This window comes from Zobellella taiwanensis, from assembly GCF_003012795.1.
GTDB classification, from domain to species: Bacteria; Pseudomonadota; Gammaproteobacteria; order Enterobacterales; family Aeromonadaceae; genus Oceanimonas; species Oceanimonas taiwanensis.
Genome location: NZ_PXYH01000025.1, coordinates 27,015 through 44,972 on the forward strand (window position 1 = coordinate 27,015; position 17,958 = coordinate 44,972).

Below are 17,958 nucleotides of genomic sequence, written 5' to 3' on the forward strand. Positions count from 1 at the left end.
ATCAGGAGCTGCAGGAAACACAAATTTGTCCGGCCCAATCGGGGGCCGGGGCGGCGTAATCATCGAATTCAGGCTGTTCGTCGAAGGGTTGAGCCAGCACCATCAGCAGCCTGTCGGCTTCGCCCATGTCGCCCTGCCCGGCCCGCTCGATGGCCTGCTGGGCCAGGTGGTTGCGCAGCACGTACTTGGGGTTGACCGCGTTCATCTGCGCAACCTTGTCGCCGTGGTCCCGGCCTTCCCGGGCCAGCCGGGCCTGGTAGCGGCCAAACCAGCCGGTCCAGGCGCCGGCGTCGCTCAGCAGGGCGAGCAGCGATTCGGGTACCGGCCCTGCCGGCGCCAGCAGCGCCAGCCGGCGGAACCAGCAGCTGTAATCGACCCGCTGAGCCGCCATCAGGGTGAACATGTCCCGGAACAGCGCCGGATCCTCTTCTTCCCAGGCTTCCAGCCCCAGTTTCTGTCGCATCAGTTCGGAATAGGTCGACATCAGCCGGTGTTCGTACTGGCCCAGGGCCTGCTGCAAGGACTCCAGCTCGATCACCCCGGACAACGCCTGGGCCAGCCGCTGCAGGTTCCACAGGCCCACCGCCGGTTGCTGGTCATAGGCATAGCGGCCGCCGTGATCCGAGTGATTGCAGATATGGCCGGGATCATAGGCGTCGAGAAAGCCGTAGGGGCCATAGTCCAGGGTCAGCCCCAGCATCGACATATTGTCGGTGTTCATCACCCCGTGGCAAAAGCCCACCGCCTGCCACCGGGCAATCAGCTCGGCGGTACGCTGCACCACCCGCTCGAACAGGGCGGCGTAACCGGCCTGGTCCTGGCTCAGCTCCGGCCACTGGGTCTGGATCAGGTAGTCGAGCAGGGCGGGAATGTGCTCCGCCTCGCCGCTGTAGTAGAAATATTCGAAATGGCCGAAGCGCAGGTGGCTCTGGGCCGCGCGCAACACGGCGGCCCCCGGCTCCACCTGTTCCCGATACACCGGCTCCCGGCTCCCCACCAGGCACAGCGCCCGGGTGGTGGGGATGCCCAGGTGATGCAGGGCCTCGGAGGCCAGGTACTCGCGCAGGGAGGAACGCAGCACGGCACGGCCGTCGCCGAAGCGGGAATAAGGGGTCTTGCCGGCGCCCTTGAGGTGCAGATCCCAGCGTCGGCCATCGGGGGCCACCACCTCGCCCAGCAGCAGGGCGCGGCCGTCGCCCAGGCGCGGACTGAAACCGCCGAACTGATGGCCGGCATAAACCTGGGCGAAAGGCTCCATACCGGGCAACAACCGGCTGCCGCTGGTCAGATCGCACCATTGGCGGTCGGACAAGGCCATGCCCAGCGACTCGGCCAGGGCATGGTTGACCAGCAACAGATGCGGCTCTTGCAGCGGTGTTGGGTCGACCCTTCGGCCGGCCCAGTCAAAAGTTGCATATAAATTGTTTAATATCACATTTTCACCCCGCGGCCGTCGACTTGGTTTTATTTTTCACCATTCCTTACCTTATACTGCTCCGGCTCAGTAAAGGAGCTCGGAAGCAATTCGTCCATCTAACAATAACGGAGTTCAACGATGAAAAAATTGATGACAGCTGCCGCCGTAATGGCGTTGATCAGTGCTCCTGCCTTTGCCGCCGGCGATGCGGAAGCGGGCAAGGCCAAGTCTGCCGTTTGCGCCGCCTGCCACGGTGCCGAAGGGGTTTCCGCCATGGACATCTACCCCAACCTGGCCGGCCAGAAAGCCGCCTACACCGTCAAGCAACTGAAGGCCTTCAAGGCCGGCGAGCGCAACGACCCTATCATGGCGCCCATGGCCATGCCGCTGTCCGACCAGGACATGGAAGATCTGGCCGCCTACTACGCCAGCCTATAATCTCCCTTCAGGGTCCGCATCCGGGCGGACCCTGGCGCCCGGCCGTCAGCCCTGCCGGCGCAACAGCGCCAGAAAGGCCGCCCCGAAGCGCTCCAGCTTGCGCATGCCCACCCCGTTTATCCCCAGCAGCTCCGACTCGGTTTTTGGCCGGTAGCGGGCCAGCTCGGTGAGGGTGGCATCACTGAACACCACATAGGGTGGCACGTCCGCTTCTTCCGCCAGCTGCTTGCGCAGTTGCCTGAGTTCCTTGAACAGGGCCCTGTCCTCGGCCCGGCTCAGCACCGCCTCGCCCTTGTCCTTTTGACGCACCCGTACCAACCGGGGTTCCGCCAGCTCCAGGGCCACTTCGCCACGCAGCACAGGCCGGGCCGCCTCGGTCAGTTGCAGCACCATGTTGCGGGTAATGTTCTGGGTGAGCAGGCCCGAGTGGATCAACTGGCGGATCACGCTGACCCAGTGCTCCTGGCTCTTGTCCTTGCCGATACCGTAGGTGGACAGCCGGTCGTGGCCATGATCGCGGATGCGCTGGGTGGCCGCGCCGCGCAGTACCTCCACCACATACATGACGCCGAAGCCCTGGCCGACCCGGTAGACGCAGGACAGCGCCTTGCGGGCATCCTCGGTCCCGTCGTAACGCTTGGGCGGATCCAGGCAGATATCGCAGTTGCCGCAGGGCTCGCGCTGGTACTCGCCGAAGTAGTTGAGCAGCACCTGCCGGCGGCAGGTGAGGGATTCGGCAAAGGCCGCCATCACGTTGAGCTTGTACAGCTCCACCTGCAACTGCTGCTCGTTGTCGCTGTTTTCCAGCAGTCGCCGTACCCGGCCCACGTCCGCCGGATCGTACAGCAGCAGGGCTTCCGAGGGCAGGCCGTCGCGCCCGCCCCGGCCGGTTTCCTGGTAGTAGGACTCGATATTCTTGGGAATGTCGTAGTGCACCACAAAGCGCACGTTGGGCTTGTCGATGCCCATGCCAAAGGCGACGGTGGCCACCACTATGTCCAGATCGTCGCGGATAAAGCGTTCCTGCACCGACTGGCGCAGTTCCAGCGGCAGGCCGGCATGGTAGCTGGCGGCCCTGTGCCCCCGGGACAGCAGCCGCTCGGCCACCTCCTCTACCCGCTTGCGGCTGGAGCAGTAGACGATGCCGCACTGCCCCGGTTGTTCCGCTACGTAGCGCAGCAGCTGGTCGATGCCCTTGAATTTTTCCACCAGGGTATAGCGGATATTGGGTCGGTCGAAGCTGGCGATATGGATGAGCGGATCGGTCAGATTGAGCCGGCCCAGCATGTCCTGGCGGGTGGCCTCGTCGGCGGTGGCGGTGAGCGCCATCACCGGAATATGGGGAAACCACTGCTTGAGCCGGCCCAGTTCGGCGTACTCGGGCCGAAAGTCGTGGCCCCACTGGGAGATGCAGTGGGCCTCGTCGATGGCGAACAGCCCCAGCTCCAGCTCCCCCAGCCGCTCCATGAATTCGTGCTGCAGCAGCCGCTCCGGCGATACATAGAGCAGCTTGATCTCGCCCCGGCGCAGGGCGGCGAAGTGGCGCAGCATCTCCTCCCGGCTCAGCGCACTGTTGATATAGACGGCGGCCACGCCGTTGGCGACCAGGGTATCCACCTGATCCTTCATCAGCGAGATCAGCGGCGACACCACCACGGTGAGGCCGGGGCGCAGCAGGGCCGGGATCTGGTAGCACAGCGACTTGCCGCCGCCGGTGGGCTTGATCACCAGGGCATCGCGCCCGGCGATCACCGCCTCGATAATCTCCTGCTGGCCGTCACGGAAGGACTGGTAGCCGAACACCTGCTGCAGTACCGCCAGCGGGGTGTCGGGGATGGGGACGGCATCGGTCTCTTCGGTATACGGATTCATCTCGGTCGGCCGGGCAAAAACGAAGGGGCATTGTAAAGCAGGGGGGCGCAACAATAAACCGCGCCGCCCCAGGGCCCACAAAGTGACATTTGCTGCTGGCCAGCCGGTCGGGGATCTGGCTAAACTGGCTTTCCATCCCTCTCACCCGATTTCTGACCATGGAAAAAGACCAGGCCGTTCAGGGCGCCCTGTTTGCCCTCGGCGCCTATTTCCTGTGGGGCATAGCCCCTATCTACTTCAAGCAGCTGCTGGCGGTGCCGGCCTTCGAGATCCTCACCCACAGGGTGATCTGGTCCTTCCTGTTGCTGCTGGCGCTGATTACCGTGCTCGGTTACTGGCCCAGGGTCAGGGCCCTGCTGCGCGCGCCGCGCCAGTTGCTGCTGTTGCTGTTGTCGTCGGTCACCATCGGCCTCAACTGGCTGGTATTCATCTGGGCGGTGAACAACGACCATATGCTGGATGCCAGCCTGGGCTACTACATCAACCCGCTGTTCAATATTGTGCTGGCCATGCTGTTTTTGGGCGAACGCTTTCGGCCGGTACAATGGCTGGCGGTGGGGCTGGCCAGTACCGGCGTGCTCATCCAGGTGCTGGTGTTCGGCAGCCTGCCCTGGGTGGCGCTGGTGCTGGCACTGTCCTTCGGGCTCTATGGGCTGATCCGCAAAAAGGTGCCGGTGGATCCCTTTACCGGCCTGATGCTGGAAACCCTGGTACTGCTGCCCGCCGCCGCCCTTTACCTGTGGGGCTTTGCCGACACCGCCACCAGCCACCTGGGCGACAACCCGCTCAGCCTCAACCTCTGGCTGATTGCCGCAGGCCTGGTCACCACGGCCCCGCTGCTGCTGTTCGCCGGCGCCGCCCGGCGCCTTAGGCTGTCCACCCTCGGTTTTTTCCAGTACCTCGGGCCCAGCCTGATGTTCCTGCTGGCGGTCCTGCTCTACAACGAGCCCTTCACCCAGGACAAGGTGATTACCTTCGCCCTGATCTGGACCGCCCTGGTGATCTACACCCTGGACGGCCTGCGCCAGCGGCGACGCAATGCCTTACCCAGCAGTGGCGGCCCCGGATCGTTGAAATAGCGCAAGGAAAAGGGCCCCGGCCGCTTAGTGCCCGGCCATGGCGGCGAAGTTGAACTGCCAGCCCTGCTCGGTCAGCACCAGCTTGCCCTTGGCCTGCATGATGGGCAGCAGTTCGTCCAGGCTCAGATCCTGGTGGGAGCAGGTGCAGAAACGGGCCGCCTCGCCGAAGCGTTCGGCCGCGAAGGCATGGATATCGGCGGCGGGCACCGGCCGGGCATGGGACAACAAGGCATGCAGAAAATCGTGGGCGTGAGTCATTTCAGTCTCCGGATTGAACAAGCGGCGCAGTTGTAGCACGGCCGCCTGTTTCCCGGCCTGATCGACATCAAACTCAGAGCGCTTCCAGCCTGGCGTAGGCGGTCACCAGCCACTTGGCGCCGCCGTCGTCGAAGTTGACCTGCACCCGGCTCTGGGCGCCGGCGCCCTCGAAGTTGAGCACCACCCCCTCGCCGAACTTGGGATGTAGCACCCGCTGGCCCAGGCGGAAGCCGGTCTGGTCGAAGGTCTCCTGCACCCGGTCCTGGCTGAAGCGGCCGTTGGGCAGGGCCCGGGTGATTTTCGCCTTGAGCCGGATCTCCTCCAGGCAGTCGGCGGGCAGCTCCTTGATGAAGCGGCTGGGCCGGTGGAACATCTCCCGGCCGTAGAGGCGGCGGCTCTCCGCATGGCTGATGTAGAGCTTGTGCATGGCCCGGGTCATGCCCACGTAGGCCAGCCGGCGCTCCTCCTCCAGCCGGCGGCTCTCCTCCGCCGACAACTGGCTGGGGAACATGCCCTCCTCCACCCCCACCATGAACACCAGCGGGAACTCCAGGCCCTTGGCCGAGTGCAGCGTCATCAGTTGCACCGCATCGTCGAACTGATCCGCCTGGCCCTCGCCCGCCTCCAGCGCGGCATGGGACAGAAAGGCCGACAGCGGCGACATCTCGTCCTCCTCCGCCGGACTGAACTGGCGGGTGGCACTGACCAGCTCCTCCAGGTTCTCCACCCGGGACTGGGCCTTCTCGCCCTTTTCCGCCAGGTACATGGCCTTGAGCCCGGACAGCTCGATCACCCGGTCGGTCTGCAGGTGCAGCGGCAGCTCCCGGGTGTCGTCCTCCAGCTGGTTGATCAGCGCCAGGAAGCGGCTCATCGCCGAGGCGGCCCGGCCGGTGAGGATTTTTTCCTCCACCAGCGCCCAGGCCGACTGCCACAGGGTCTGCTGCCGGTCCCGGGCGGCGTCGCGGATCAACCCCAGGGTGCGCTCGCCGATGCCCCGGGTGGGGGTGTTGACGATGCGCTCGAAGGAGGCCTCGTCGCCCCTGTTGTTGATGAGGCGCAGGTAGCCGAGGGCGTCCTTGATCTCCTGGCGCTCGAAGAAGCGCAGGCCGCCGTAGATGCGGTAAGGCAGGCGCTCCTGGATCAACGCCTCTTCCAGCACCCGCGACTGGGCGTTGTTACGGTAGAGGATGGCGCTTTCACTCAGGGCGCCGTCCTGCTGGCGCCACTGCTTGATGCGCTCCACCACGAAGCGGGCCTCGTCCACCTCGTTGAAGGCGCTGTACACGGCGATGGGCTCGCCCTCGGCGCCCTCGGTCCACAGCTCCTTGCCCATGCGCTCGGCGTTGTTGGCGATCAGGGTATTGGCGGCCTTGAGGATGGTGCCGGTGGAGCGGTAATTCTGCTCCAGGCGGACGGTCTCGGCGCCGGGAAAGTCGGCCAGGAAGCGGGCGATGTTCTCTACCCGGGCCCCGCGCCAGCCGTAGATGGACTGGTCGTCGTCGCCCACTATCATCACCCGGGCCTTGTCGCCGGCCAGCATCCGCAGCCAGGCGTACTGGATGCTGTTGGTGTCCTGGAACTCGTCCACCAGGATATGGCGGAAGCGGTCCTGGTAGTGCCGCAATATGTGCGGCTTGTGCAGCCACAGTTCGTGGGCCCGCAGCAGCAGCTCGGCGAAGTCCACCAGCCCGGCCCGGTCGCAAGTGTCCTGGTAGACCTGGTAGATCTGGCGGTAGGTCTTCTGCAGCGGGTCGTTGAGCACCTGGATGTCGCCCGGGCGCAGGCCTTCGTCCTTGCGGGCGTTGATAAAGCCGGCGGCCTGGCGCGGCGGCCATTGTTTTTCGTCCAGGTTCAGGCTCTTGAGGATGCGGCGCAGCAGCCGCAGTTGATCATCCGAATCGAGGATCTGGAAATCCTGGGGCAGGTTGGCGTCCAGGTGGTGGGCGCGCAGCAGCCGGTGGGCCAGGCCGTGGAAGGTGCCGAGCCAGAGCCCGAACAGGCGCCCGCCCAGCAGCTGCTCCACCCGGCCGCGCATCTCGGCGGCCGCCTTGTTGGTGAAGGTCACCGCCAGTATGGCGGAGGCCGGCACCTGCTCCACCTGCATCAGCCAGGCGATGCGATGCACCAGCACCCGGGTCTTGCCGCTGCCGGCCCCGGCCAGCACCAGCATGTTCTGGGAAGGGGCGGCCACCGCCTCGCGTTGCTTGTCGTTCATGCCGTCAAGCAGGCTGGATACATCCATCTTGGCTCCTGTCTCGTTCTCTCATCGAGTGCAACACCGAACAGTCAGAGAGGGACAGAGGATGGACTAAGCCAACCGTCGATGGCATGGACGCCATCGTCGAGCATACAGGGAAGTACTTGCTGCGTGTTGGCGTGGCCACCCTCTGTTCCGATAGCACAGAGGCTGACCGGCATTACGATATGTCGGCGATTATAACAGCTCCAGCAGCTGCTCCAACCGCTCCAGGGCCACCTGGGGCAGACAATGCAGATCCGCTTCGCTGCGGCCGTTGTCGTTGAGCCACACCGCCTGGCAGCCACTGCGTACGGCGCCGGCCACATCGGTGTTGATATGGTCGCCGATATGCAGGATCTCGGAAAGGCTCACGTCAGCCCGCTCCGCCAGCCGGTTAAACAGATCCGGTGCCGGCTTCATCCGGCCGTCGGGTCCGGCCCTGAGTACCACCTCGAAATAGGGCGCCAGTTCGGTGCGCTCCAGCGGCAGGTTGCCGTTGGTGATCACCGCCAGCCGGTATTTCTTGCCCAATGCCGACAGCACGCGGTGAGTGACCTCGGGCACCCGGATGCGGCCACGCTCGGCCAGAAAGCCCTGGTAATATTCCTCGGCCAGCAGGCCGGCCCGGGCCCCGGTCACCCCCTGGCGGCGCAGGCCCTCGGTCAGCACCGCCCGCCGGCAGGCGCTCACATCATGGGCCAGTGCGGGGTTTTCCTGCAGCAGTTGCCGCTTGATCGCGGCCAGTTGCTCCTTGCCGAGCAGGGTCGACTCGGGGTGATCCTGCTTCAGGGCGTCGAGCAGCCAGGCTTCCGCCGCCGCCATCACCGGCACGTTGTCGTACAGGGTGTCGTCCAGATCGAAGCTGAGTACCTTGACGGGGCCGAGTCGTTTGTAAAAGCGCATCCTGGATTCCGGGTAAAGGGCAGTGAGGGGATTCTAACCAAAAAACCGGGGACGAGTCCTGGAAATTGGGGCGGCTATTCCTCTTCCTTGCGCCGTTTGGCCCTGGGGTGGGCCTGGTCGTAGGCCTTGGCCAGGTGCTGGAAGTCGAGATGGGTATAGATCTGGGTGGTGGCGAGATCCGCATGGCCCAGCAGCTCCTGCACCGCGCGCAGATCGCCGCTGGACTCCAGCATATGGGTGGCGAAGGAATGACGCAGTTTGTGGGGATGCACATGGCTCGACAGCGCCTGCTGTTGTCCGCGTTTGGCCAGGCGCAGCTGCACGCTGCGATGGGAAATGCGCCGGCGCTGCTGGCTCACGAACAGCGCCGGCTCGTCCGGCCCGGCCAGCTCATTGCGCACCGTCAGCCACTTCTCCAGCCAGTCCAGCGCCATCCGCCCCACCGGCAGGATGCGCTCCTTGTTGCCCTTGCCGATCACCCGCAGCTGGCGCTCGGCAAACTGCACATCGCCCAGGTTCAGGCCGACCAGCTCGTCCAGGCGCAGGCCGGAGGAATACAGCAACTCCATGATGGCCCTGTCCCGCACCGCCAGGGGGTCGGACTCGTCGAGGTTCATCAGCTGGTGCAACTCGTCCACGTCCAGGTTCTTGGGCAGGGGCCGGCCCTGCTTGGGGGCGCTGATTCCCTTGGCGGGATTGGCGGACAAGAGGCCCTGCAAAACGAGCCAGTCGCAGAAGCTGCGCAGGGCGCTGAGCTGGGTGGCGATGGAGCGGGGCGACAGCCCCTGCTTGTGCAGGCGGGTAGCCAGACCACGCACATGGGACACGGTCAGTGCCCGCCACTGGCCAAGGTGCAGCTCGGCCAACTGGCCGGCCATGGCGCGCAGGTGGCGGCCATAGCCGTTACGGGTGTGGGCGCTCAGCTGGCGCTCCACCCGCAGGTATTCGAGGAAGTCGGCGATGGCCTCGGCCAGCTCAGGCGCGGCCGGCCGGGCTGGCTCAGGCCTGGCCATCGGTCGCCAGCCGGGGCAGCAACAGGGCGAGGAAGTCGGCGAGCTGGCGGATGATGAGAGTGTCCATACCCGAACGGTAGTGGCCGCTGTCGGCGCTGCCGAAGGCCAGCAGTCCCATCTCCCCCTCCCGGCCCAGGCGGATCAGGGCGCAGGAGTTGACCAGGGCATCGCCGAACAGCCGCTGCTTCTCGTCCTTGCCGAGCCGGCCCAGGTAGACATCCTGGCCCGCCATCCGCTCCCGATACAGCCGCTCCAGCTGCTCGCCGGGAAGGGCCCGGGGCAGGTTGCGCCAGCGGCCATCCGGCACCAGCCGCACCGCCGACACCCGCAGCTGCTCCCGCAGGGTGCGTTCCACCACCTGCTCAATCTCGGCCAGGGTGCCGCTTTCAAACAGGCGAGGATAAAGATCCAGGTACACCCGGAAGATGCGCTCGTTCTCCCCGGCCACCGTCATCAGCTGGGTGATTTCCTCCTCCAGGGCATGAATGCGCTGGCGCTGGCGCTCCAGCTTGGCTTCCACCAGCGACACGCTGCCCCGCTGCTCGTGGGGCAGGCGCAACTGCTCGAGCAGGCCCCGGTGGCGCAGGAAGAAATCCGGCCGGGCAGCCAGATAATCGGCGATACGGCTTTCATCCAGCCCGGCTTCGACCAGTCGGGTGTTGTCGGTCATAGGTTGATCTGTCCGTCGAAGACGTGTTCCGCAGGACCGGTCATAAATACCGGCTTGCCCGGCCCCTTCCAGGCGATGGTGAGGCTGCCGCCGGGCAGGTGCACCTGCACCCGCTCCGCCAGTTTGCCCCAGCTCATGCCCATCACCGCCGCCGCGCAGGCACCGGTGCCGCAGGCCAGGGTCTCGCCGGCGCCGCGCTCGTGCACCCGCAGGTTGATCTCCCGGGCGTTGAGCACCTGCATAAAGCCGACGTTGACCCGGGCCGGGAAGCGCTCATGGCTTTCCAGCTCGGGGCCCAGGCTGGCCACCAGCTCGGTGCCGATGTCGTCCACTTCCAGCACGCAATGGGGATTGCCCATGGACACGGCGCCGCACAGCACCGTCTGCTCCCGGGCGCGGATAAGGTAGGTTTTTTCCGCCTTCTGGGCCTTGAACGGAATATTGGCCGGCTCGAAGTCGGGCACCCCCATATTGACGGTGACCTGGTTGTCCTTTTCGAGCTGCAGCACGATATGGCCCTTCTGGGTACTGACGTTGATCCTGTCCTTGTTGGTCAGCCCCTTGAGCCGCACGAAACGGGCAAAGCAACGGGCGCCGTTGCCGCACTGCTCCACCTCGGAGCCGTCGGCGTTGAAGATGCGGTAGTGGAAATCGAGCTCGGGATCATAGGGCGGCTCCACCAGCAGCAGCTGGTCGAAGCCGATGCCGAAATGGCGATCGGCGAGCTGGCGGATCACCTCGGGATTGAAGAACACCTTCTGGGTGACGCCATCGACCACCATAAAGTCGTTGCCGAGCCCCTGCATTTTGGAAAAGTGGATCACGCTTACCTCTTATGCGCCGGGCAGCAGGCTCTCGCCCCGCCACAGCTCGGTCAGTTGTTCCCGCTCGCGCACCACATAGGCCTGGTCCCCGTCCACCATCACCTCGGCGGCCCGGGGCCGGCTGTTGTAGTTGGAGGCCATCACAAAACCATAGGCGCCGGCGGAACGCACCGCCAACAGGTCGCCCTCGGTGATGGCCAGGGTACGGTCCTTGCCGATAAAGTCGCCGGTTTCGCACACCGGGCCCACCACATCGTAAACCGCCGGCTGCCGCTGCAGGGTGGAATCCACCGGTATGATGGCCTGCCAGGCGCTGTACAGGGCCGGGCGGATCAGGTCGTTCATGGCGGCGTCGACGATGGCGAAATTCTTGGCCTCGCCCGGCTTGAGGTGCTCCACCCGGGTCAGCAGCACGCCGGCGTTGGCGGCAATGGCCCGGCCCGGCTCGAACACCAGGGTCAGGTTGCGGTCCTGCAGGCGGGCCTTGAGCTGCTCGGCGTAGCGGCTGGGCTCGGGCGGCGCTTCCTGGTCGTAGCGCACGCCCAGGCCGCCGCCCACGTCCAGGTGATGGATATGGATGCCGTCCTCGGCCAGGCCGTCGATCAGCACCAGCAGCTTGTCCACCGCCTCGAGGAAGGGCGCCAGCTCGGTCAGCTGGGAGCCGATATGGCAGTCCACGCCGTTGACCTCGAGGTGGGGCAGGGCCGCCGCCCGGCGGTAGATGTCCCTGGCCTGCTCGATGGGAATGCCGAACTTGTTCTCTTTCAGGCCGGTGGAGATATAGGGATGGGTGCCGGCGTCGATGTCCGGGTTGACCCGGATGGACACCGGTGCCTTGACGCCCATCTCGCCCGCCACGCTGTTGATGCGCTCCAGTTCGGCCACCGATTCGACGTTGAAGCAGAAGATCTGCTGCTCCAGGGCGAAACGGATTTCGTCGACCCGCTTGCCCACGCCGGAAAACACCACCTTGCGCGGATCGCCGCCGGCGGCGATCACCCGGCACAGTTCACCCTTGGAGACGATATCGAAGCCCGAACCCAGCCGCGCCAGCACGTTCAGCACCGCCAGGTTGGAATTGGCCTTGACCGCGTAGCAGATCAGGTGGTCCACCTCGCCAGCGGCCTGGTCGAAGGCCTTCCAGTGGCGCTCCAGGGTGGCGCGGGAATAGACGTAGAGGGGGGTGCCGTGCTGTTCGGCCAGGCGGGTAAGATCGCAGGCCTCGCCGTAGAGGCGGCCATCGTCCTGATAATTAAAGTAATCCAAGGTAGTTTCCTTTACGACTGCTCAACCTGAGTGGGTTGCTGGCCGGCCTCGGGCAGGGTCAGCGGGCCCTTGAGGCCACAACCCGCCAGGCTCAGGGCCAGGGCGACCAGCGCGGTCAGCTTGAATTTGTTCATCGTATGACTGTGAATATGGTCTAGGGCTCTTATAATCGCATTCACATTCTCAAAAGCAATAGGAAGCGGGCAATGAACGACAGTGAATTCCATGCCTTGGCGGACGCCATTTACCAGCATATCGAGGAGTGCATCGACCGGAGCGGCGAGGACATCGAATGCGAAACCATGGGCGGCGTCATGACCCTGACCTTCGAGAACGGGGTCAAGTTCGTGATCAACCGTCAGGAGCCGCTGCACCAGATCTGGCTGGCCACCCGGGAAAACGGCCACCACTTTGCCCTGCAGGGGGATAAGTGGATCGATAACCGCCAGGGCCACGAGCTGTTGGCCTGGGTCAGCCTGCAGGCCAAACGCCAGGGCGAGGTCGAGCTCACGCTTTAACCGGTGCCGGCCCTGTCTTCCTTGACGGTACGATAGGGCAGCACCCGGGGCTGGCCATCGGCAGACACTATCTCGTAATACTGGGGCAGGTTGAAGTTGGCGAAATGGCTCTGCCCCACCACATGCTCCTGATGGGAGGTGTAGAAGCGGTTGATGCTCTGCACCAGTTCGTCCTTGCTGCCCGACACCTGGCGATACACCTCCACCCGGTTGGCCTCGTCCAGAATGTAGAGGTTGTAGCCCTCACCGTTGCCCTCGAAGAAAAACTGCATCAGGCCCTCGCTGGCATAGGCATCCACGATATCCGGTACCGGCTGGTGTCCGGGCTGGTCCAGGCGCAGGGCATGGCGGTGCTGTTTCTGGCTGGACAACTGACGGTAAAAATCCACCGCGTTCTCCATCTTCTGCACACTCACTCCCCTGGGTTCAAAGAAAATGCCGTATTTTTCCGTGCCCAGCAGCAGGGTCTTGATGGTACTGCCCTGCTCCCGCGCCAGCCGCAGGCCGATGCACTCCTTGACCAGTTGTTCGAAACGGGTACGGATCAGGCTGCGAAAATGCAGGCTGTAGCAAAATACGTCCAGGCTTTCGGGGGCGTTGGCATCCTGGTGCATCTTGCCGAGGATGGTGGTGAGCGCATCCACCACGGCGGTGGGACCACTGAAATTAAGGGTACGGATCTCGTCCCAGGAGTTGCGGTAGACCAGATCCACCGAGCCCACCAGGTTGTCGAGCTGGCGGCCGAAGCTGAAGGGATCACTGGTTTTGGCGCTGAATTCGATGGGCCGGTCCAGCCAGCGGGCGGTCGGATCGGTCTCCAGATTGAGAAAAATACCCAGGTTGCGCACCTCGCAGGGCCGGCTCAGGGCCAGGTTGGTGGGCGACGGCATGCGCACCGGAAACACCCGCGCCAGATCGCGGCCAAATTCCTGCAGGTGCTGCAGACTGAGATCGCTGCCCTGGTTGAACAGGTGCAACCGGGTGGCAGGCACCAGCAGACCGTTGAAGTGGGCCCAGGCCAACAGCTTGCTGGCATAGCCGCTGTACTCGAGCGGACTGCGGCCAATGATCTCCGCCGGGGCCAGGCCACTCTTGTACAGATACCAGCCGGCCCGGTTGACCCGTCCTGCCGGCACCTGCACCAGGCTGATATCGGGCTCGCTCAGATCGGGGGCAATCTTGAGGTTGATCAGCTGCACCTTGCCCGGCAGATTCTCGAAGGCGGCATAAAGCTTGCGCGACAGTATGCCGATGTCCTCCGGATTGATGGACTCGCTGATGTTGTTGCGCCGGGCGAACTGGATCAGGTTGCGGTAGCTCTGCATCAGGGCCTCGAGCAGTTCGCCATAGGCGGCCTTGACCTCCTCCACCTTCCAGTGGGCCCGGTCGTCGAGCCGGGCCAGCTTGTCCGCCGGCCAGCCCCAGGCTTCCACCAGGCGGTTGATAATGGTGCGTCGCCAGCCGTACTGGGCGTCATCGCCGTGGGTGCGGTGCAACCCCTCCGACACCTTGAGATAGAAACAGCGCCGCACCAAATCGAGGCGTTTGTCATCGCCGATCGACTTGAGATAACCGGTCACCTTTTCCAGCATCAGCATGTAGTGATCCTGGTGCTCGTCCAGCACGTTGGAGGACTGGAAATGGCCCTTAAGGTGGCGGCACAGCAGTTGGGTATCCGGGTACTCGTGGGAATAAGCCTCCATCAGCACCGTTTTGAGCACCGCCTTGTAGGGCGAGTCGATGCCCTTGTACAGCTGCCACAGGGCCGAGCCGAAATACTCCTCCGCCGGAATGCGGGCGAAACCGCCCAGGTCGAGCCATTCGTCGGTATTGAGGGTACCGTTGGCGAACTGCTCGGCCACGAACCGATCGTACTTGGGCCCCAGCTTGCCGGGAGCGAACATCCACACCAGCCGTTTGCCGGCGATGCGCAGGTTGCTGCGGTAAAACTCGTCCAGCAGCAGCAGGTGCTGGGCACTGCCGCAGCTTTCGCCCTGCACCCACTGCTGATTGTCGGTACGGAACTTGTTGTCGGGGATCAGGAACAGGTTGAGTTCCACCTTGCGCTGCTCGGCCCATTTGGAGATAAGCAGGCATTTCTGCTGCAACAGCTCGACCCGCTCCGGCGCCATACGGTGGGAATAGCAGACCCAGACATCCAGATCCGAATGGCGGCACTGGCCGATGGAAGAAGTGCTGCCCATGGAGTAGAGGCCGAAGATTTCCCGCCGCACGCTGGCCAGCCCCTGGTGGCCATTGGCCGCCAGGCACAGCTCGTCGATGAATTCCTGCTGGCGTTCATTGGGCTGGAAATGACAGACACCCGCCGGCACGTCCCCGGGCAGGTAGCCCGGCAACAGGGGGTGATGGTAGTGCAACAGCACCGGCAGCAGCTGGAATACCTGCTGGCCGTAGCGGCTCATCACCGCCAGGGCGCGGGCCTGCTTCTGCTGGTTAAACTGGTCACATCGCTCGACGAGCCGGTGAAAATTCGCGTGCAAGGGTACAGGCCTTCAGTGGACCGACACAGACCCGGGACAGGTCAAAAGTGTGATCATGGTAACAATTAGCCAGTAAATGAACAATATCCGGCAAGACACATTTTCGCAACATCCTGAACCGGCGGCTTTCTTCCCTGAAATACGCCATCAGGAGTGATAATATCGACGCATTAATGGACAAAAAAAGAGATTCATATGGCAAACCGCATCATTCGTATCGCCACCCGCAAAAGCCTGCTCGCCCTGTGGCAGGCCAACCACGTCAAGGACCGGCTCGAGCAGTTGCACCCCGATGTCACCGTCGAGCTGGTGCCCATGACCACCAAGGGCGATGTGCTGCTTGATACTCCCCTGTCCAAAATCGGCGGTAAGGGCCTGTTCATCAAGGAACTGGAGCAGGCCATGCTCGACGGCCGCGCCGATATTGCCGTGCACTCGATGAAGGACGTGCCGGTGGAATTTCCCGAGGGCCTGGGCCTGACCGTGATCTGCGAGCGGGAAGACCCGCGTGATGCCTTTGTCTCCAACCAGTATCCCGGCCTGGAAGCCCTGCCCGCAGGCGCCGTGGTCGGCACCGCCAGCCTGCGCCGGGAATGCCAGATCCGCGCCCGCCGCCCGGATCTGGTGGTCAAGACCCTGCGCGGCAACGTGCAGACCCGATTGCGCAAGCTGGACGAGGGCGAATACGACGCCATCATCCTCGCCGCCGCCGGCCTCAAGCGGCTGGAGCTGGAAGATCGCATCACCGGCCTGCTCAGCCCGGAAGAAAGCCTGCCCGCCAACGGCCAGGGTGCCGTGGGCATCGAATGCCGGCTGGACGACGCCGAACTGCTGGCCCTGCTGGCCCCCCTCGACCATGCGCCTACCCGGCTGCGAGTACTGGCGGAACGGGCCATGAACCAGGGTCTGCAGGGCGGCTGCCAGGTGCCCATCGGCGCCTATGCCGAGCTGGAAGACGACAAGCTGTGGCTGCGCGGCCTGGTCGGCAAGCCCGACGGCAGCCAGATGATTTTCGACGAAATCACCGGCCTGGCCAGCCAGGGCGAGGCCCTGGGCGCCGAGCTGGCCAAACGGCTGCTGGCCCGGGGCGCCGACAAGATACTGGACGAGGTGTATCACTCATGACCCCGCTGGTGGTGCGCCCCGAACCCCAGAACCGCGCCCTGTGCCGGGTGCTGGGCGATGCGGGCCACCGGCCGGTGGCCTGTCCCCTGCTGGCCTTTGAGGCCGGTGCCGAGTTGTTCCGCCTGCCGGAACTGCTCGGCGGCCTGTCACCCCGGGATTATGTGATAGGGGTCAGCGTACAGGCGGTGACTTTCACCGACAATGCCCTGAAAGCGCAGGGCCTGCATTGGCCCGAATGCCATTATGTCGCCGTTGGCGACGCTACCGGCCGGGCCTTTGCCGCCCTGGGACTGCAAGGCGTGCAGGTGCCCGAGGATCCGCGCTCGGAAGGCATCATCTCCCTGCCCGGGTTGCAACGGCTGGAGGGCCGCCGGGTGGTGATACTGCGCGGCGACGGCGGCCGCCACATGATAGCCCCCACCCTGACCGGACGCGGGGCCCGGGTGGACTACTGCGAGGTTTATCGCCGCCGCTACCACCCGGACCCGGAAGGCCATCTGGCGAAAAGCTGGCAGAGCAGCGGGGTGGACAGTATTATCGTCACCAGTGGCGGCCTGCTGCAGCATCTGTTTCAGCTCGCGGCCAACAGTGCAAGGGACTGGCTGCTCAGCCGTTTGTTGATTGTGCCCAGCATCCGGGTCGCCGACCAGGCACGGATGTTGGGATTCACTCAGGTCATTAATGCAGAAGGTGCATCCAACCAGGCGTTGCTCAACGCGCTGGATGAGAGGAAAAGGAATGACAGACAATAACCAAGAACATCAGGACAAAGTCGTAACCGGCAGCGCCGACGCCTCGCCCGCCACCAGCCAGGAACAGCAGGCCGCACCGGCCAGCGGCAAGGAGAAAACCTCCTCCTCTGCCCGCGGCCTGGCCATTGTCGCCATCATACTGGCGCTGGTGCTGACCGCCGGCCTCTACTGGCACGGCCATAACCAGGCGGTGGCCCAGGCCGGGCAGCTAGAGCGGCTGCAGGCTGAACTGGCCCAGCAACAAAATGCTCTGCAGGCGGCCACCGCCGCCCAGGATGCCCGCCTGACCAGCCTGACCAGCAACCAGGCCAGTACCGCCGAGCAGCTCGATGGCCTGTCGCGCAAGGTACTTGACCTGGACAGCAAGCGCCCCAACGACTGGATGCTGGCAGAAGCCGAATACCTGGTCCGCATGGCCGGCCGCAAGCTGTGGCTCGAACAGGACGTGGTCGCCGCGGCCATGATGCTGGCCAATGCCGACGAGCGTCTGGCGGCGCTGAATGACCCGACCCTGATCCCCATCCGCCAGGCCCTGGCCGAAGACATTGCCGGCATCAAGTCGGTACAGCGAGTCGACCGGGAAGGCCTGGTGATCAAGCTCAACAACATCAACGACCAGGTCGACCGGCTCAAGCTCGCCGGGGTGATCATGGCCCGGGCCGAGGAGCCGGACTTCACCCTGTCCGAGTCCATCGGCGACTGGCGCGATAACCTGAAAAAAAGCTGGGCCAGCTTCACCGACGACTTCGTCACCGTACGCCGCCGCGACGGCAACGTGGAAGCCCTGCTCTCGCCCCAGCAGCACTGGTACCTGAGCGAAAACCTCAAGGGCAAGCTGTTGCAGGCTCAACTGGCGGTCTACCGCGAGCAGCAGGAGGTATACGACAGCGCCCTGGCCCAGGCCGAACAGTGGCTGCAGGACTATTTCGCCGACGACAGCGTGCGCCAGTTCATGCTGGAGCAGATAGCCCAGCTCGAGGGTCAGCGGATCGACGTGGATTATCCGGAGCAGTTCACCGCCCAGGATCGGCTGCAGCAATTGCTCGACGACCGGCTGCAACGCCTGCTGACCGGCCTGTAAGG

Annotated in this window: 17 protein-coding genes; 6 read left to right on the forward strand and 11 right to left on the reverse strand. The window is 64.5% G+C overall.

The genetic code is table 11. From position 1 onward, the window contains the following. Position 1: 1 nt before the first annotated feature. Positions 2 to 1,435: a protein adenylyltransferase SelO gene (locus tag C7I36_RS14870; protein ID WP_106454480.1), complete on the reverse strand. Its 1,434-nt coding sequence runs from the start codon at positions 1,433 to 1,435 to the stop codon at positions 2 to 4. Between the two features lie 120 nt (positions 1,436 to 1,555). Here C7I36_RS14870 and C7I36_RS14875 point away from each other — a divergent pair, with 120 nt between their 5' ends. Continuing rightward, positions 1,556 to 1,855, forward strand: a complete 300-nt coding sequence (locus C7I36_RS14875; protein ID WP_106454481.1) for a c-type cytochrome — start codon at positions 1,556 to 1,558, stop codon at positions 1,853 to 1,855. 45 nt (positions 1,856 to 1,900) lie between these two features. Here C7I36_RS14875 and recQ read toward each other — a convergent pair whose 3' ends face one another. Further along, complete coding sequence (gene recQ, locus C7I36_RS14880; RefSeq protein ID WP_106454482.1) at positions 1,901 to 3,727, reverse strand: DNA helicase RecQ; 1,827 nt, start codon at positions 3,725 to 3,727, stop codon at positions 1,901 to 1,903. Positions 3,728 to 3,885: 158 nt separating this feature from the next. On the opposite strand from recQ, the gene rarD reads away from it, so the two are divergent. Next, the gene (rarD, locus tag C7I36_RS14885; RefSeq protein ID WP_106454509.1) at positions 3,886 to 4,806 is read left to right on the forward strand and encodes an EamA family transporter RarD; all 921 of its coding nucleotides are present in this window, start codon (positions 3,886 to 3,888) and stop codon (positions 4,804 to 4,806) included. A 24-nt stretch (positions 4,807 to 4,830) separates the two neighbouring features. On the opposite strand, the gene C7I36_RS14890 is transcribed toward rarD, so the two are convergent. From C7I36_RS14890 to lptM, 8 genes are all read right to left on the reverse strand, one after another. Beyond that, positions 4,831 to 5,064, reverse strand: a complete 234-nt coding sequence (locus C7I36_RS14890; protein WP_106454483.1) for a DUF2492 family protein — start codon at positions 5,062 to 5,064, stop codon at positions 4,831 to 4,833. 73 nt (positions 5,065 to 5,137) lie between these two features. After that, on the reverse strand, positions 5,138 to 7,306 hold the full coding sequence (gene uvrD, locus C7I36_RS14895; RefSeq protein ID WP_106454484.1) for a DNA helicase II: 2,169 nt from the start codon (positions 7,304 to 7,306) through the stop codon (positions 5,138 to 5,140). 192 nt (positions 7,307 to 7,498) lie between these two features. Beyond that, positions 7,499 to 8,206: an HAD-IA family hydrolase gene (locus tag C7I36_RS14900; RefSeq protein WP_106454485.1), complete on the reverse strand. Its 708-nt coding sequence runs from the start codon at positions 8,204 to 8,206 to the stop codon at positions 7,499 to 7,501. Between the two features lie 74 nt (positions 8,207 to 8,280). Continuing rightward, positions 8,281 to 9,219, reverse strand: coding sequence for a tyrosine recombinase XerC (gene xerC / locus C7I36_RS14905; RefSeq protein ID WP_106454486.1), 939 nt, complete (start codon positions 9,217 to 9,219; stop codon positions 8,281 to 8,283). After that, on the reverse strand, positions 9,206 to 9,889 hold the full coding sequence (locus tag C7I36_RS14910; RefSeq protein ID WP_106454487.1) for a DUF484 family protein: 684 nt from the start codon (positions 9,887 to 9,889) through the stop codon (positions 9,206 to 9,208). The genes xerC and C7I36_RS14910 overlap by 14 nt, the downstream gene beginning before the upstream one ends. Then, complete coding sequence (dapF, locus tag C7I36_RS14915) at positions 9,886 to 10,713, reverse strand: diaminopimelate epimerase (protein ID WP_342749492.1); 828 nt, start codon at positions 10,711 to 10,713, stop codon at positions 9,886 to 9,888. Before dapF ends, C7I36_RS14910 begins: the two co-directional genes overlap by 4 nt. Before the next feature lie 9 nt (positions 10,714 to 10,722). Further along, the gene (gene lysA, locus C7I36_RS14920) at positions 10,723 to 11,979 is read right to left on the reverse strand and encodes a diaminopimelate decarboxylase (protein WP_106454488.1); all 1,257 of its coding nucleotides are present in this window, start codon (positions 11,977 to 11,979) and stop codon (positions 10,723 to 10,725) included. Between the two features lie 11 nt (positions 11,980 to 11,990). After that, positions 11,991 to 12,113, reverse strand: a complete 123-nt coding sequence (gene lptM / locus C7I36_RS17470; RefSeq protein ID WP_181256398.1) for an LPS translocon maturation chaperone LptM — start codon at positions 12,111 to 12,113, stop codon at positions 11,991 to 11,993. 72 nt (positions 12,114 to 12,185) lie between these two features. On the opposite strand from lptM, the gene cyaY reads away from it, so the two are divergent. After that, the gene (gene cyaY / locus C7I36_RS14925; RefSeq protein WP_106454489.1) at positions 12,186 to 12,497 is read left to right on the forward strand and encodes an iron donor protein CyaY; all 312 of its coding nucleotides are present in this window, start codon (positions 12,186 to 12,188) and stop codon (positions 12,495 to 12,497) included. Here cyaY and C7I36_RS14930 read toward each other — a convergent pair. Further along, the gene (locus tag C7I36_RS14930; RefSeq protein ID WP_106454490.1) at positions 12,494 to 14,998 is read right to left on the reverse strand and encodes a class I adenylate cyclase; all 2,505 of its coding nucleotides are present in this window, start codon (positions 14,996 to 14,998) and stop codon (positions 12,494 to 12,496) included. The two genes, cyaY and C7I36_RS14930, sit on opposite strands and share 4 nt — an antisense overlap. A gap of 195 nt (positions 14,999 to 15,193) precedes the next feature. Between C7I36_RS14930 and hemC the strand changes: the two genes are divergently transcribed. From hemC to C7I36_RS14945, 3 genes are read left to right on the forward strand one after another with little or no spacing between them, the layout of a single operon-like run. Further along, a complete protein-coding gene (hemC, locus tag C7I36_RS14935; protein ID WP_106454491.1) occupies positions 15,194 to 16,123 on the forward strand; it encodes a hydroxymethylbilane synthase in 930 nt (309 codons plus the stop codon). After that, on the forward strand, positions 16,120 to 16,875 hold the full coding sequence (locus C7I36_RS14940) for a uroporphyrinogen-III synthase (RefSeq protein WP_106454492.1): 756 nt from the start codon (positions 16,120 to 16,122) through the stop codon (positions 16,873 to 16,875). The genes hemC and C7I36_RS14940 overlap by 4 nt, the downstream gene beginning before the upstream one ends. Continuing rightward, the gene (locus C7I36_RS14945; RefSeq protein ID WP_106454493.1) at positions 16,862 to 17,956 is read left to right on the forward strand and encodes a uroporphyrinogen-III C-methyltransferase; all 1,095 of its coding nucleotides are present in this window, start codon (positions 16,862 to 16,864) and stop codon (positions 17,954 to 17,956) included. Before C7I36_RS14940 ends, C7I36_RS14945 begins: the two co-directional genes overlap by 14 nt. Positions 17,957 to 17,958: the final 2 nt, after the last annotated feature.

Excerpts from the sequence above, each read along its gene's own strand:
- rarD (WP_106454509.1), top strand. The coding sequence starts at position 3,886 with ATGGAAAAAGACCAGGCCGTTCAGGGCGCCCTGTTTGCCCTCGGCGCC.
- C7I36_RS14900 (WP_106454485.1), bottom strand. The coding sequence starts at position 8,206 with ATGCGCTTTTACAAACGACTCGGCCCCGTCAAGGTACTCAGCTTCGAT.
- C7I36_RS14945 (WP_106454493.1), top strand. The coding sequence starts at position 16,862 with ATGACAGACAATAACCAAGAACATCAGGACAAAGTCGTAACCGGCAGC.
- lptM (WP_181256398.1), bottom strand. The coding sequence starts at position 12,113 with ATGAACAAATTCAAGCTGACCGCGCTGGTCGCCCTGGCCCTGAGCCTG.
- cyaY (WP_106454489.1), top strand. The coding sequence starts at position 12,186 with ATGAACGACAGTGAATTCCATGCCTTGGCGGACGCCATTTACCAGCAT.
- uvrD (WP_106454484.1), bottom strand. The coding sequence starts at position 7,306 with ATGGATGTATCCAGCCTGCTTGACGGCATGAACGACAAGCAACGCGAG.
- xerC (WP_106454486.1), bottom strand. The coding sequence starts at position 9,219 with ATGGCCAGGCCTGAGCCAGCCCGGCCGGCCGCGCCTGAGCTGGCCGAG.
- C7I36_RS14940 (WP_106454492.1), top strand. The coding sequence starts at position 16,120 with ATGACCCCGCTGGTGGTGCGCCCCGAACCCCAGAACCGCGCCCTGTGC.
- C7I36_RS14910 (WP_106454487.1), bottom strand. The coding sequence starts at position 9,889 with ATGACCGACAACACCCGACTGGTCGAAGCCGGGCTGGATGAAAGCCGT.
- C7I36_RS14890 (WP_106454483.1), bottom strand. The coding sequence starts at position 5,064 with ATGACTCACGCCCACGATTTTCTGCATGCCTTGTTGTCCCATGCCCGG.
- C7I36_RS14875 (WP_106454481.1), top strand. The coding sequence starts at position 1,556 with ATGAAAAAATTGATGACAGCTGCCGCCGTAATGGCGTTGATCAGTGCT.
- hemC (WP_106454491.1), top strand. The coding sequence starts at position 15,194 with ATGGCAAACCGCATCATTCGTATCGCCACCCGCAAAAGCCTGCTCGCC.
- recQ (WP_106454482.1), bottom strand. The coding sequence starts at position 3,727 with ATGAATCCGTATACCGAAGAGACCGATGCCGTCCCCATCCCCGACACC.